The following is a 14,836-nucleotide window of genomic DNA, read 5'->3' as shown; positions in this document are numbered from 1 at the left end:
TGCGAGCGCCCCCTACGAAAAGAACGCGATCTTCTCGGCCTGGGTCATGCGGCGGATCGGGGCGAGGGCGTCGTTGGCGGCGGGGCGGGGCTTTTGCACGATGCCGCTGGCCAGGACGGTGGCGCCGAGCGAGAGCTCGGGCAGGGGGGACGGCATTGGAAGTGACGCGGTCGGTGCTGCGCCGAAATTCGCCACGGCCGCCATGGCGAGGGCCGGCTGCTCCATCACTTCGGCGGCGGCTTCCGCAATGGCATCGGTGAGGCGCGCGAGCGATTCCATCGCGATCGGTGTTTCGGCAATCGGCTCCTCGACATGCGGCTCCTCGACAACCGGCTCCTCCAAGGGAGGCGCAACGTGCGGCGCGATCGGCGCCTCCATTGCGACCGGTTCCTCAATCATCGGCTCCGGCATCGGCTCGGGAATAGCCGCTTCCATCTCGATGGGCTCGACGATCTCGTCGAACTCCGGATCGGGCGCGGCCATCTCCATCGCGATCCGCGCGAGCACGGCGTCGTCTTCGGCCTCCGCGGCGGCATCGAGCGAGAACTCGTCCGCAATCTCGGCCACGGAAGCAGGATCGGCGAGGCTGTCCTCGACCGCAGCAAAACGCGCTTCGACGGCGGTGTGGCTTTCGGCGATCTCGGGCGCGATGTCCTGCGGCGTCTCCGTAAAAGCCACGGGTGCTTCGCTCGCCATCGCGGCGGGCGCTTCGGCAATTGGCGCTTCCGCCACCGGCTGTGCGGCTTGCGCAGGCGCCGGCCGCACTGCGGCCTGCGGCGCTGCGGCGCCGTCAGCGTCCGTCTGCTCGACCCGGTCCTTGAGCAGATCGAAGGCGGCCTTGAGGTCGCCGCGCGGGTCGATGGTCGACACCTGGGCGCAGGCTGCTTCGATCGAGGATAGCTGCGAATCAATCAGGTCGCAGATTCGCCCGTCGGCGCCGATCTCGCGCCAGCGCCAGGAGATCTCCTTGATGATGCGCACGCCGCGCGGGATCGGTGCGAGGCTCGCCTCGAGCGCGGCCGGATCGAACGCCTTAGCCGCGGCGCTTTCTGCAACCTCGACGGCGCGGCGGATCGCGACCAGCGCTTCGGGCAAGCGGTCCTCGACGACGGGTTGTCGCTGTGCCGCAAGGGCTTCTTCGATTTTGGCGACCGCGTCGAGCACCATGCTTGTGTCGGCATTGCGGTTGCGCTTGGCGTATTCGCCGAGGAACCAGCGGCCGCGCGCGGTCTCCATGAAGGCTTCGCGGATCGCGTCGTAATCCTGCTCGTTCGGCTCGGCCGCGCGGGCAGACATGGGCGAGAGGGCGAATGCTTCGTTGGCCATGACAATCTCGTCGCGCAAATCACCGCGCGTTACTGTAACGATCACCACGATATCGACCGAATCGCAATTGGTTTGATGGCAGGCGAATCACAAATCCCCATCGCGACATCCGTCAAGCGGCGATTCGCCGTGCGTCTCGCGCTGTTCTACTCGGCCGTGTTCGCGGTGTCGGGCACGCATCTGCCGTTCTTCCCGGTCTGGCTCAAGGCGGTCGGCGTCGATGCGGCCTGGATCGGGATCATCAACGCGCTGCCGGGGATCACGCGCTTCACCACACTGCCCTATGCAACCGCTTTTGCCGAAAAGCGCCATGCGATTCGCGCCGGCATGATGGGTTCGGTGGTGGCCACCGCGATCGGATTTGCGGCCGTCGGCTTGCAGCAGCAGCCGCTGGCCCTGTTCCTGATCTATGCGCTGACCTGCATCATGTGGACGCCGGTCGTCCCGCTGACGGATGCCTACGCGTTGCGCGGCGTCATTCGCTACGGCTTCGACTATGGGCCGGTTCGGCTGTGGGGCTCGGCGGCCTTCGCTGCCGGCGCACTCGCCTGCGGCTATCTCGTGGACAGCATCGACACGCGCGAGCTGATCTGGGTCATCGTCGCATGGGCTCTCGTTGCGGCCATCGCAGGCCTGTTGCTCCAGCCGCTCGACGATGTCAGGCGAAGGACCGCGGAACAGCACGGCAGCAATGCCCTGCTGCGCGATGTTGGTTTCTGGCTGGTCGTCATTTCGGCCGCGCTGATCCAGGGCAGTCACGCCGCCTATTACTCGTTTTCGGCGATCAGCTGGCAGGCCCATGGGCTCGGTGGATTCACGATCGCGGGACTCTGGACGCTGGGTGTGATCGCCGAGATCGTCGTCTTCGCGCTGTCGCCGCGCTTCTCGCTGCATCCGTCATCGCTGATGGCGATCGGCGGCATCAGCGCGGTGCTGCGCTGGATCGTCACGGCGCAGGATCCGCCGCTGGCGCTGCTCGCGATCGCGCAGCTCGGCCACGGCCTCACCTTCGGCATTACCATCGTCGGCACCATGAATTTGCTGGTGCAGCGCGTGCCGTCGCATCAGATTGCGCGAGGGCAGGGTTACTATGCTGCCTGCAGCGGCTTGTTGGGCGCGACAAGCTCGATCGCCTCAGGCGCGATCTACGCCCGCATCGGCGACGGTCTCTATTACGTCATGGCGGCGATGGCGGCGGCCGGCGCGATTGTGATCTGGTCGGCGCGGCATCGGCTCATGGCTCAGCCCCAGAGCGAAGCGTCCGGCGGATAGACCAGGCTCTCGTCATAACGCAGTCCATGATCGCGATCGCGCGCCAGCAACAAAGGGCCGTCGAGATCGACGAAGCGCGCCTGCGGGGTCACCAGCATGGCCGGCGCCATCGACAGCGAGGTCGCGACCATGCAGCCGATCATGATCTCGAAGCCGAGCGCCTGCGCGGCATCGGCCATGGCCAGCGCCTCGGTGAGGCCGCCGGTCTTGTCGAGCTTGATGTTCACGGCGTCGTAGCGTGCGCGCAAGGGTGCCAGCGAGCCACGGTCATGCACGCTCTCGTCGGCGCAGACTGCGAGCGGCCGCTTGATCCGCGCCAGCGCGTCGTCCTTGCCGGCCGGCAGCGGCTGCTCGACCAGGGTGACGCCGACAGCGTCGCAGGCGGCGAGGTTGGCTTCCAGATTGGCCTCGGTCCAGGCCTCGTTGGCGTCCACGATCAACTCGGACTCGGGTGCTGCCTTGCGCACGGCCGCGATCCGCTCGGGATCGCCGTCGCCGCCGAGCTTGATCTTGAGCAGCGGCCGGTGCGCCGCTTTCGCAGTTGCCACCGCCATGGCGTCCGGGGTGCCGAGCGAGATCGTGTAGGCCGTGGTGCGCTCGCCCGGGATCGGGCGGTCCAGCAGGTTCCAGGCCCGCAGGCCCGCCGCCTTGGCCTCGAGGTCGATCAGGGCGCAATCCAGCGCATTGCGGGCTGCTCCTGGCGGCATGGCGGCCTGGAGGGCCTGCCGCGTCAGGCCGCCCGCTACGGCCGCCTGCATGGCCTCGATCGTGGCCAGCGTTGCCTCGGGCGTCTCGCCATAGCGGAGATAAGGAACGCATTCGCCGCGGCCGGTCAGGCCGTTTTGGCTCAGTTCGGCCACAACGGTCACGGCTTCGGTCTTGGCGCCGCGGCTGATCGTGAAACTGCCGGCGATGGGAAACCGCTCGATTCGCGCGGCAAGGGCAGGAACTTTGCTGGAAGTCATTTTGAACTCTGGCGAAATCTGAACCTGCTAGTTACCTCTAGCAACTAACATTAACCAGTTGGGGATACCTTTCCTGGGTAAGGGCGTGCGCAACTATCTGATTTCCTCCGCCCTGATACGGGAGCGGACACCTTGAGCGGCGATCCGAAGCTGGAACGGATTGCCAAAGGCAACGCGCTGGCCCTCTGCGCCACCGGAACCTGGACCGCGAGCTTCGCGCCGGTGCTGGAGCGGATGGTAGCCGACGCCGAGAAGCTCGCCGGCAGCCCCCAAAGCATCTTCATCGACGTCTCCGAGGTCGCCAAGCTCGACACCTTTGGCGCCTGGCTGATCGAGCGGCTACGCCGCAGCCTGACCCAGGGCGCGGTCGAGGCGCAGATCGCAGGACTGTCGGCCAATTATTCGAGCCTCGTGGACGAGGTACGCCGGGTCCGCGCGACCCCGGTGGTCGACACCACCACGATCACCATCACCGGCATGCTGGAGCAGATCGGGCGCGCCGTCGCCGGTATCGCCGGCACCGTCGCGGGCCTCGTCGACATGCTCGGCGCGGTGCTCGCGGCGTGCGGGCGCGTGCTCATCCATCCGCGCTCGCTCCGCCTGACCTCGACCGTGCATCACCTCGAGCAGGTCTGCTGGCGCGCGGTGCCGATCATCGTGCTGATCACCTTCCTGATCGGCTGCATCATCGCCCAGCAGGGCATTTTCCATTTCCGCCGCTTCGGCGCCGACATCTTCGTCGTCGACATGCTCGGCGTGCTGGTGTTGCGCGAGATCGGCGTCTTGCTCGTCGCCATCATGGTCGCGGGCCGCTCGGGCAGCGCCTACACCGCCGAGCTCGGCTCGATGAAGATGCGCGAGGAGATCGACGCGCTGCGCACCATGGGCTTCGATCCGATCGAGGTGCTGGTGCTGCCGCGTATGCTGGCGCTGGTGCTGGCGCTGCCGATCCTCGCCTTTCTCGGCGCCATGGCCGCGCTCTATGGCGGCGGTCTCGTCGCCTGGCTCTATGGCGGTGTCGACCCCGAAGCGTTTCTGCTGCGTCTGCGCGACTCCATCTCGATCGATCATTTCATCGTCGGCATGGTGAAAGCGCCCGTCATGGCCGCAGTGATCGGCATCGTTGCCTGCGTCGAGGGTCTCGCCGTGCAGGGCAGCGCGGAATCGCTCGGACAGCACACCACTGCGTCTGTGGTGAAGGGCATCTTCTTCGTCATCGTGATGGACGGCGTGTTCGCCATCTTCTTCGCCTCGATCGGAATGTGACGATGGCGCAAGAAATCCAGAACGCGATTCAAGATCCCATCATCCGCGTCCGCGACATTACCGTGCAGTTCGGCGCGACGCGGGTGCTCGACGGCCTCAACCTCGACGTCAAGCGCGGCGAGATTTTGGGATTTGTCGGTCCCTCCGGTGCGGGCAAATCGGTATTGACCCGCACCATCATCGGCCTGGTGCCGAAGGTCGCGGGCTCCATCGAGGTGTTCGGCGTCGATCTGGATTCCTCCAACACCTCGCAGCGCCGTAACGTCGAGCGGCGCTGGGGCGTGCTGTTCCAGCAAGGCGCGCTGTTCTCCTCGCTCACGGTGCGGCAGAACATCCAGTTTCCAATGCGCGAATATCTGCGCGTCTCGCAGCGGCTGATGGACGAGATCACCATGGCCAAGCTCGCCATGGTCGGCCTCAAGCCGGAAGTGGCCGAGCGTTTCCCCTCGGAACTCTCGGGCGGCATGATCAAGCGCGTCGCGCTGGCCCGCGCGCTGTCGCTCGATCCTGACCTCGTCTTCCTGGACGAACCGACCTCCGGCCTCGATCCGATCGGCGCCGGCGACTTCGACGATCTGGTCAGGACGCTGCAGCGGACTTTGGGGCTGACCGTTTTCATGGTAACCCACGACCTCGACAGCCTTTACACAGCCTGCGACCGCATCGCCGTTTTAGGGAACGGTAAGATCATTGCGGCAGGGTCGATCGCCGACATGCAGGCCTCGCAGCATCCCTGGCTGAGGCAGTATTTCCATGGCAAGCGCGCCCGCGCGGTCGTGACTTGAGTAGCCGGAGCAGCTGATGGAAACGCGGGCGAACTACGTACTGATCGGATCCTTCACGCTGGCGGTGCTCGCGGCTGCGATCGGCTTCGTGCTGTGGTTCCAGTCGCTGCACACCACCAAGCAGCGCAGCCCCTTCCGCGTCGTGTTCGAGGGCCCGGCCGCGGGCCTGCGCAACGGCGGCAGCGTCAATTTCAACGGTATCCGGGTGGGCGAAGTCGTCTCGGTGAAGCTCGACAACCCGCGGCGGGTTGTCGCACTCGCCATGATCGAGAACAACACGCCGCTCCGCAAGGATACCCTCGTCGGCCTCGAATTCCAGGGCCTGACCGGCGTCGCCGCGATCTCGCTCAAGGGCGGCGAGGAGGCGGCTCCGCCGCCGCCGCTCGACGAGGACGGCATCCCGACGCTGACGGCCGATCCGAACAAGCTCCAGGACGTCACCGAGGCGATCCGCGGCACGCTGCAGAACATCAACAAGATCGTCGCCGACAACCAGGAGTCGGTGAAGAACTCGCTGAAGAACCTCGAGACCTTCACCAATTCGCTCGCGCGCAACTCCGAGAAGATCGACGGCGTGATGGCCAAGGTCGACGGCGTGATGCTGAAGGCCGACAACCTCATGCTCGGTCTCAACACGCTCGCCGGCGGCAAGGACGGCGGCGAGCTGTTCCTGACCGTCAAATCGATCCGCGAACTCGCCGAGGATTTCGACAAGCGCTCGGGTGCACTGATAACCGACGGCCGCCGTACGCTCGGCGACATCAGCCGCGCGGTGAACAATTTTGATCGCAACCCGACGCGCGTATTGTTCGGCGCGAGTAACAACGCGCCAGCGGCCGCGCCCCCGCCGGCCGAGGCGCCGAAGCCGGCGCCCGCCAACGAGCGCAAGCGGCAGTAGCAGCTCAGTCCACGCCTCTCTCCTTCGTCATTGCTGTGCAAGTTCACTAATTCGCTGATCGAATGGTTTCGGTTTTGGCGGCGGCAAATTCCTTTGGAGACTTGCCGCCGAGGGCCTGATGAGGCCTGAAGTTGTTGTAGTAGACGATGTACTCGAAGAGTTCGTTGGCGAAGTGGTCGAGGTTGTCGAAGGTTGCGCCCTCGATGACGTCGTCGTCCAGAGTTCGCCAGAAGCGTTCGTCCTTGCCATTTGTTTGCGGTCGGTAGGGCTTTGTATAGCGATGCTTGATGCCCAGCTCGAGCAGCATGGCCTCGAAGGGATGCTCTTCGGGGGTGTTTCGGGAGGCGAACTCCGCCCCGTTGTCCGACAGGATCTCGGCGAACTGAACCCCGTAGGTAACGTTGAGGGTGTTGATCATCTTCAAGGTCTTGAACATGACCGGCAGCGCCTTTTTTGAGGTCAGCACCTCGGCCCAGGCCAGGCGCGAGCAGCTATCGACCAGGCTGACGATGAAGGCCGTGCTTAGTGGTGGCACCAGGAACATGTCGCGGGACAATTGGTGCAGGTCGACATGCCCGAGTTCGCCGATCTTGTCCTTGATAATGCGACGTTTCTCCTCGCGCATGGCCGGGCTGCGGCGGTTCAGCTGATAGCGTTTGAAGGTTCGGTAGATGGACGAGAGCGACGGTACCGTATCTCGTCGTTCGCGCAAGGCAGCGTGGACTTCGTACCGGTTCATGCCCCGCTTACGACAGGCGACGATCTCCGCCTCGATGCCTTCCGGCTCGCGGCGCTCCCGCCATTTCGGTCCCCGGCGCTGGGGTAGCAGGTCTGCCTCCGCTCCACTCCGCAAGTAGCGATTGTAGTACTTCCGGAAGGTCTGCGAGCAGGTGCCGTGGTGCCTGTAGAAATCCCCCACCCGGCGGAAGGCCGGTGAGCGGCCGGCCTTTACCTCCTCGTACTCCGCGATCAGGAACCGCCACTTCGTAACGTAGTTCCGTTCGATCGTCCGGTCGAAGGTGTTGTCGCGCATCGGAATCCTCCCTGAACAGGATGAATTCGATCAGCGAATTAATGAACTTGCACAATTGCGAGCGAAGCGAAGCAATCCAGTCTGTCTCCGCGGTGACAGCCTGGATTGCTTCGTCGCAAGAGCTCCTCGCAATGACGGAGTTTGTGGGAGCGTCGTCGTTTCCCAATGCGCAGTGAACTACCCCAACGCAAAAACGGAGGCCGCAAGGCCTCCGTTCTCATTCCGGTCGTACGTTATCCGCGTCTCACCCCAGCCGGCCCGCCGCATGTGCGAGCAGCGTGTACACCAAACCCGTCTCCGAGGTGAGGTGGCTGCGCAGCTCCTGCGGGCCGCGGCCGTCGCGGGCGACTTCGTCGAGCAGGCGTTCGAACTCGCCGATATAGCGGTCGACCGTGCCCTTGAAGTTGCGGTCGGCGCGGTACTTGCGGGCGACCTCGTCAAAAGCCTTCTGGCCGGCGGGCGTGTACAGGCGTTTGGTGAAGGCCTTGTTCTCGCCGCGCTGGTAGCGGTCCCACATCTCGGTGGCGAGGTTGCGGTCCATCAGTCGGCCGATGTCGAGCGATAGCGATTCCAGCGGATTGCCGCTGCTCTGCGGGGCCTGCGGCTGCGCAGCGGGTGCAGCCTGGCGGCCACGCGGGGCCTCACGACCGGTCGGAGCAGCCTGGTTGGCGTCCGTGCGGTTCAACAGATCCGACAGCCAGCCGTCGCGGCCCTGGTCGTTACCGCCAGGCGCGACCGGAGGTGCCTCGGTGCGACGCGAGGCGGCGGGCATGCCGAGGTCCGGCGGCGGCAGCGTGGACGCGCTACCCGTGTCGCGCATGCGGGTCTCGGTGCCACGACCGCCCGCGCTTGCCATGATAGGCTCTTCCTGGCGCTGGACGGCGACAGAAGCGCGGCCCGTCGTGGTGACGTCGAGGCCGCGGCCGTGCTGGGCCACGATGCGGTTGAGCTCGGCGAGCGCCTCGATCTGGTCGACGATCACCTTACGCATCTGCGCAGTGCTCTCGGCGGCCTCCTGCGGCATCTCGAGCACGCCGCGGCGCAGCTCGTTGCGGGTGGCTTCGAGCTCGTTGTGCATCTCGAATGCCATCTGCTTCATGCTGGAGACGAGGTTGCCGAACTTCTCGGCCGACTGCTTGAACATCGCATCCGCCTCGTCGGTGGTCTGGCGGTAGATGTCGTGCATGGCATCGATGGTCTGGCGGTGCTCCTCTTCGGAGGCCGACCGCACCGCCTCGAACTGGCGGGTGATTGCGGCCGAACCTGCACCGGCGGTCTCCGCGACCACGCGGGCGATGTCGCGGGCACGCTCTTCGGCCGCAGCGAGCGACTCATCGAGCAGCCCAGTGAAGCGCGACAGGCGCTGGTCGAGATCGGTGGTACGCAGGTCGATGGTGGTGACGAGCGATTCCAGCGCCTGCTTGCGCTCGGCGAGCGAGGCGGTGGTGTTCTTGTTGCTCTGCTCGACGACCTGTGCGGCATCGACGAGCGCCTTGCCGTGTGCGTCGAACTGGGTCGACAGCTCGCCGAGATCCTGCAGTGCCCGCGTGGTCTTCGTGTTGAAGACGTTGAGCTGGTCTTCCAGGTTCTGCGTCGCAGCGCCGTTGCGCGAGGTGACGTCGTTCATTGCCGAAACGAAGTCGGCGACGCGCGTCACCAGCGCCCGCTCGAGCGAGTTGAGGTTGTCGTGCGCACCGGTCAGCACCTCCTGGAGGAGGATGTTGCCCTCGCGCAGACGCTCGAACAGGGCGACCGTGTCGGTGCGCAGGATCTTGCTGGTCTCCTGCATCTCGGTGACGGCCGCAATCGAGACCTGGCGCGACTGATCGATCGCCGCACGCGAGGCCGTCTCGAGGTCCTTGAGCGACCGGCCGACCGCGCTGGTCGCGACTTCGCTCGCCGCATTGATGGTGCGGGCGACTTCGTTGCCGTTGCCCATCATGGTCTGCGAGAACGCCGTGCCGCGCGTCTCGATCGACTTCAGCGCGTCGGAGGTGACGCGGTCGATGTCGAGCGTGAGCTGGCTGGTCTTCGAGCCGATCGCGTCCACGAGCGAGCCGCGCTTGGCGTCGATCATGTTCGAGAGGCGGTCGGCCTGCTGCTGCACATAGGTGACGATCTCGTCGGTCTTGCCGGTCATGGCCTGGCCGAAGCTGCTCGAGGCGGAGAGCACCGAGCGCTCGACGTCGGCCGAGCTCGACTTGACCCGCGAGCTCGCCTCGTTGGAGGCGTTGATCAGCGCATTCTGGGCGTTGAGCGCGCTGGTCTGGATGTCGTTGGTGGCATTTGCAGTGGCCGTGCTCAGCGCGCGCTCGATCTCGGTCGAGATCGTGCGGATCTGGCTCGCGGCATCCGCCGAGGTCGAGGTCAGCGAGGTCTGGGCCTCGCGTGCGCTGCTGAGGATCGTCGAGGCGGTGTCGGCGCCGACCGCGGTCAGCGTGCGCTCGATGTCCGTCGTTAGCGACTTGATCTGGCTCGCCGCGTCGGTCGACGCGGTGATCAGCGTGCCCTGGGCCTCGCGCACGCCGCTGGTGAGCGCCTCGATGGTGGCGCCGCCGGCGGTCGCCAGCGCGCGCTGCATCTCGGCTGCGAGCGAACGGACCTGGCCGGTTTGTTCTGCGGAGACAGCAAGAAGGGTGCTCTGGGCATCACGGGCGCTCGCCGTGATCGTCTCGGCGGTGGTCTGGCCGACCTGCGACAGCGAGCGATGCACTTCGGCCGCGAGCGACTTGACCTGGCTCGCCGCATCCGAGGACGCATTGACCAGCGTGCTCTGGGCTTCGCGCGCGCCGGTCAGAATGCTCTCTGCCGTCGAAGTGCCAGCCATGGAGAGCGACCGCTGCACGTCGGCCGTAAGAGCTTTAACTTGGTTTGCTGCATCCGCAGATCCGGCGACGAGCGTGTTCTGGGCCTCGCGCGCGCCGGTCATAATGGTCTCGGCGGTCGAGGTGCCGGCCATCGAGAGCGAGCGCTGGACATCGGAGGACAGCGCCTTGATCTGGTTGGCGGTCTCGGTCGAGGCCGCGATCAGCGTGCCCTGCGCATCGCGGGCGCCGGCGGTGATTGATTCCGCCGTGCTGGTGCCGGCGAGCGACAGCGAGCGCTGCACGTCGGCGGTGAGCGTCTTGACGTGGTTGGCCGCATCCGACGAGGCGGTGACGAGCGTGGTCTGCACCTCGCGGGCGCCGGCCAGGATCGAGGCCGCGGTGGCCGAACCGGCCGCGGACAGCGTGCGTTCGACGTCGGCGGCGAGCCCCTTGATCTGGTTGGAGGCATCGCCCGAGGCCGCGACCAGGGACGACTGCGCCTCGCGGGCGCTGGTCAGGATCGAGTTGGCAGCACCGGTGCCGACCGCGGTCAGCGCGCGCTCGACCTCGGCGGAGGTCATCTTGAGCTGGGCATTGACGTCGGAGGAGACCGTCATCAGCGACTGCTGCGCAGTGCGCGCACCAGTCTGGATCGTCTCGCTGGTGTTGACGACGAGGTTGGTGAGCGAACGCTCGGCGTCGTCGACATGCGAGCGGATCGCGGTCGAGATCATCTCGGCGCGGGACATCATGTCCTCGCTGGCCTGGCGGCCGCTGCTCTCGATGCGGCCGGCAACGGCCTCGACACGCGAGCCGAGCAGGTCTTCGAACTGCGCCACCCGCACGTCGATGTCGTTGGCAACCGAACCGACCTTGGTCTCGATCGCCTGGTGGATGTCCTGGAAGCGTGCCGTGACCGTGTCGGTCAGGTGCATGCTGCGGCCGTCGATGAGGTCGGCGACGCCGGTGATGCGGCGGTCGACCGCCTCGATCGCCTGCGCGGTGCCGTCCGTGAGCGTGGAGGTCAGCAAGGTGAGGCGGGTGTCGATCGACTGCACGGCCTGCGAGGCGCCGTTGGTCAAAGCGGTCGTCAGATAGGTGAGGCGGCTATCGACGGACTCCAGCGCCTGCGATGCGCCGCTGTTGAACGTCGTCGTGAGGTGCGTCAGCCGCGTATCGATCGCCTGGATCGTCTGCGAGGCGCCGTCGGTCAGCGTCGTCGTGAGGTGCGTCAAGCGCGTGTCGACGGACTGGATCGCCTGGGCTGCACCATCGGTCAGCGACGTCGCGAGCGTGTTGAGACGCCCGTCGATGGTTTCCGTCACCGACTTGGCGCGGGTGTCGAATGACTCTTCGAGCGCGGCAACGCGGCCGACGAGCTGCTCGTCGAACGTCCTGATGTGGCCTTCGATAGTGCCGTCGAGGCTCGTGATCTTGCCGTTCAGCGAGGCGTCGAGGTTGGTGACGCGTTCGCCGATCGTGGTCTCGAACTGCACCAGGCGCTGGTCGAGCACGGCCGTGATGGCACCGCCGTTGGAGGTGAAGCGGGTGTCGAAATTGTCGACATAGGTCTTCAGCGACTCATGGATGTCGTGGGTGCGCTGGCCCATGCGCTCGACGATCTCGCCGCCGAACGTCTTCACGGTGCGGTCGAACTCGGAGATGTGGCGGGTGATCAGGGCACCCAGCGTGCCGGAATCGCGCGCGAACTTCTCGACCAGCTCGGAACCCTGGTTCTTCACCAGCTCGTCGAACGCGCTCATCTGCAGCGACAGCGAGTCGTGCGCGGTCTCGGTCTGGCTGACGACCTTGGCGACGAGGGTGTTGACCGTGGCGTCGAGCGCTTCGCTCGCCTTGTCGCCGGAGGTCATGATCTGGCCGGCGAGGCGGTTGCCGGCGTCGTCGATCTTGGCGGAGAGGTCGTTGGAGCGCAGCTCGAGCTCGAGCAGCAGCGAGTCCGACGAATTCTTCAGGCTGTCATGCACCTGCTCGGTGCGCTCGGAGATGCCATCGACGATCGCGGCGGAACGCTGCTCGAACTCGCCGGTGATGCGGTCGATGCGCTCGTTCAGCATCTCGTGGACGCGGTCGGCGAGGTCGACGAACTCGTCGTGAACGTGGCCGGTCTTGAAGTTGAGGCTGGTGGTCAGCCGCTCGCTGGCGTCGAGCACCGCGCGCGTGGTCTCGGCGCTGGCCTCCTCGAGGCGGTCGAGCAGGTCGCCGCCGCGCTCGCCGAGCGCCAGGATCATGTTGTCGCCGGCGTGGCTCAGCGCGCCGGTGATGTGGGCGCCGCGCTCTTCCAGCGCGCCGGTGATGGATTTCGCGACCTCGTCGACGCGCGAGGCGATCGCATCCGAGATCAGCGCGATGTCGTGGCGGAGGTCGATCTGCACGCCGGAAATGGCGCTGCGGACCTGCTCGGCCTGGCCGACCAGGTTGTCGCGCTGATGCGCGATGTCCTGAAGCAGGGCGCGGATGCGCACTTCGTTGTCGGAATAGGCGCGCTCAAGTGCGGCGACCTCGTTGGCGACCAGCGTCTCGAGCTCGCCGGCGCGCGCGATGGCGCGTTCGATGCCGTCGCCCATCGCCGCGACCTCGCGGCGGATGGCCTGGCCGACGGTGACCATGGAATCGGAGGCCGAGCCTTCCGGCTCGGAGAAGCGGATCGCGACCTGCGCCATCGCCTGCGCGACCTGGCTCATCTGCTGGCCGCGCCAGACCAGGCTGGCGAGGAAGTAGAACAGCATGATCGGTGCGAAGAACATCGTGGCGAGGCCGGCGATCGCCAGCACGCCACCGCTCTCGCCCATGGCGGCCCGGATCGAGGGCAGGAAGCCGACCGTCAGCGCGGCGCAGGCCGCAAGCCAGACCACCGTGAAGATGGTCGCGCCGGTGTAGATGTTGCGGGCAGGGCGGCCCGTCTGCAGCGACTGGAGCAGCAGGCCGATGGTCTCGCGGTCGTCATTGGCGGCGCGGCGCGAGGTGCGCGGTTCCTCGATCGGATCGAACACGGCGCGCTCGTTGGCGGCAGCGCGAGGCTCGAACGTCGGCTCGTCGAACATGGGAGGTGCCGGCGGCGCCACCGAAGGCGCGGTTTCGTTGCGCATCGATGCGTTGCGGCTGGTATCGGCAGCCGTGTCGCTGATGTTGAGGGCTTCCTGGATCGCAGAAAGCGCATCTTCTGTGGGATCTTTGACCTTTTTGGGAGTGTTGGCCATGTTCAGTCGAGCCCTCGTTACTTGTACGCGTCCCCCCGCGAGCCCTGCGCGCTACGCAAGCCCACAGTCCGGATCATGCCGCTTGCGCGGATCTCCGAGCCGTCCCCACCCGGACGGCTTGTCCGCCAATTTCCGCAACATCCTATTGGCAGAGCGTCGCGAATGAAATGGCTGCGATTAAGACAATCTTAATCATCGTTAACAGGAACGAGCCGTAACGCCTTAGCCCTACATGAATTTCTCCACCGAACTCGGCCGATTGCGGCAACTTTTCGTCAATAAACGGGCGGATTTGCGTAAAACGGCCCAAACACTTCGTTAACCATTTCCATGCTTCGGTGGGGCGAACCGCCGGACCGGCGGACCGTCGCGCGATGCCGGGGCCTGCGCCATGATGCCTGAACTGCAACGGATGGACTGGATGCCCTCGCCCCCGCTTGCGCCCATCGACAGCCCCCTCGACCTCGACCACCTCTCGCGGATGACGCTCGGCGATGCCGAGCTGGAGCAGGAAGTGCTTGCGATGTTCGCCGAGCAGGCGGTTCGGCTGATCGCGGCGATGACGGCGCTGCCGGCCGAAACCGGTGCGCTCGCGCATAAGCTTAAAGGCTCGGCGCGCGGGATCGGTGCCTTTGCGGTCGCGGATGCCGCCGCCAGCCTGGAAACCGCGATCCGGATCGGCCACAACCAGCCCCACGCCTTCGCCGCGCTGAAAGAGGCCGTCGCCGAGGTTCGCACGGCCATTGCGGCGATCCTGAAGCACTAGGCCGGCGTCCCCACATGCGGGTGGACTGCGCACTAGTCTTTTGTTTGTTTTGACGCGTTTTCTTCCCGCGAACCGGTATCCACTTCGCTTGAAAACGCTATGGCGCTGCCCTGACCGACCCGTTATAGGACAGCCCGGACCCTCCTTTTTCCCCAGATCGCGGCAGCACGAGCACCCATGGCCAAAATTCACTTTGTCGACCACAAGGGCGAAACCCGCACGGTGGATGTCGAGAACGGCGCGACCGTGATGGAAGCCGCCATTCGCAACAGCATTCCCGGCATCGAAGCCGAATGCGGCGGCGCCTGCGCCTGCGCAACCTGCCATGTCTATGTCGATGAAGCCTGGCGCGAGAAGGTCGGCAGCCCGACGCCGATGGAAGAGGACATGCTCGACTTCGGCTTCGACGTGCGCCCGAACTCGCGCCTGTCCTGCCAGATCAAGGTCGCCGACGAGCTCGACGGGCTCGTGGTGTCGACGCCGGAACGTCAGGCCTAAGC

General features: G+C 65.9%; 10 protein-coding genes. 6 read left to right on the top strand and 4 right to left on the bottom strand.

Annotation, left to right across the window (positions count from 1 at the left end):
- Positions 1-12: 12 nt before the first annotated feature.
- Positions 13-1,326 (bottom strand): hypothetical protein, encoded by a 1,314-nt coding sequence (locus FXB40_RS27305; RefSeq protein WP_187437179.1) that lies wholly within the window; start codon positions 1,324-1,326, stop codon positions 13-15.
- A gap of 75 nt (positions 1,327-1,401) precedes the next feature.
- On the opposite strand from FXB40_RS27305, the gene FXB40_RS27300 reads away from it, so the two are divergent.
- Entirely contained in the window at positions 1,402-2,598 is a 1,197-nt protein-coding gene (locus FXB40_RS27300; RefSeq protein ID WP_148775229.1) for an MFS transporter, read from the top strand.
- Here the strand turns inward: FXB40_RS27300 and dgcA are convergent.
- Positions 2,568-3,563: an N-acetyl-D-Glu racemase DgcA gene (gene dgcA / locus FXB40_RS27295; protein ID WP_148775228.1), complete on the bottom strand. Its 996-nt coding sequence runs from the start codon at positions 3,561-3,563 to the stop codon at positions 2,568-2,570. The genes FXB40_RS27300 and dgcA overlap by 31 nt on opposite strands.
- A gap of 132 nt (positions 3,564-3,695) precedes the next feature.
- Here dgcA and FXB40_RS27290 point away from each other — a divergent pair, with 132 nt between their 5' ends.
- The 3 genes from FXB40_RS27290 to FXB40_RS27280 are packed head-to-tail and all read left to right on the top strand — an operon-like array spanning position 3,696 to position 6,512.
- Positions 3,696-4,829: an MlaE family ABC transporter permease gene (locus tag FXB40_RS27290; protein ID WP_148775227.1), complete on the top strand. Its 1,134-nt coding sequence runs from the start codon at positions 3,696-3,698 to the stop codon at positions 4,827-4,829.
- Between the two features lie 2 nt (positions 4,830-4,831).
- Positions 4,832-5,614: an ABC transporter ATP-binding protein gene (locus tag FXB40_RS27285; RefSeq protein WP_187437178.1), complete on the top strand. Its 783-nt coding sequence runs from the start codon at positions 4,832-4,834 to the stop codon at positions 5,612-5,614.
- A gap of 16 nt (positions 5,615-5,630) precedes the next feature.
- Positions 5,631-6,512, top strand: coding sequence for an MlaD family protein (locus tag FXB40_RS27280; RefSeq protein WP_148775225.1), 882 nt, complete (start codon positions 5,631-5,633; stop codon positions 6,510-6,512).
- A gap of 46 nt (positions 6,513-6,558) precedes the next feature.
- Here the strand turns inward: FXB40_RS27280 and FXB40_RS27275 are convergent, their stop codons facing one another.
- Together FXB40_RS27275 and FXB40_RS27270 are read right to left on the bottom strand one after the other, a co-directional pair.
- The gene (locus FXB40_RS27275) at positions 6,559-7,545 is read right to left on the bottom strand and encodes an integrase core domain-containing protein (RefSeq protein ID WP_148775224.1); all 987 of its coding nucleotides are present in this window, start codon (positions 7,543-7,545) and stop codon (positions 6,559-6,561) included.
- Between the two features lie 244 nt (positions 7,546-7,789).
- On the bottom strand, positions 7,790-13,570 hold the full coding sequence (locus FXB40_RS27270) for an apolipoprotein A-IV repeat region-like domain-containing protein (protein WP_148775223.1): 5,781 nt from the start codon (positions 13,568-13,570) through the stop codon (positions 7,790-7,792).
- 391 nt (positions 13,571-13,961) lie between these two features.
- Between FXB40_RS27270 and FXB40_RS27265 the strand changes: the two genes are divergently transcribed.
- Positions 13,962-14,336 carry an Hpt domain-containing protein gene (locus FXB40_RS27265; protein WP_148775222.1) on the top strand — a complete coding sequence of 125 codons (375 nt, stop codon included), beginning with the start codon at positions 13,962-13,964 and terminating at the stop codon, positions 14,334-14,336.
- Positions 14,337-14,513: 177 nt separating this feature from the next.
- Entirely contained in the window at positions 14,514-14,834 is a 321-nt protein-coding gene (locus FXB40_RS27260) for a 2Fe-2S iron-sulfur cluster-binding protein (RefSeq protein ID WP_148775221.1), read from the top strand.
- Positions 14,835-14,836: the final 2 nt, after the last annotated feature.

The organism is Bradyrhizobium rifense (assembly GCF_008123425.1).
Classification (GTDB): domain Bacteria; phylum Pseudomonadota; class Alphaproteobacteria; order Rhizobiales; family Xanthobacteraceae; genus Bradyrhizobium; species Bradyrhizobium rifense.
The sequence above is the reverse complement of the archived record's forward strand: the minus strand, read 5'-3'. Positions and strand labels throughout refer to the sequence as shown.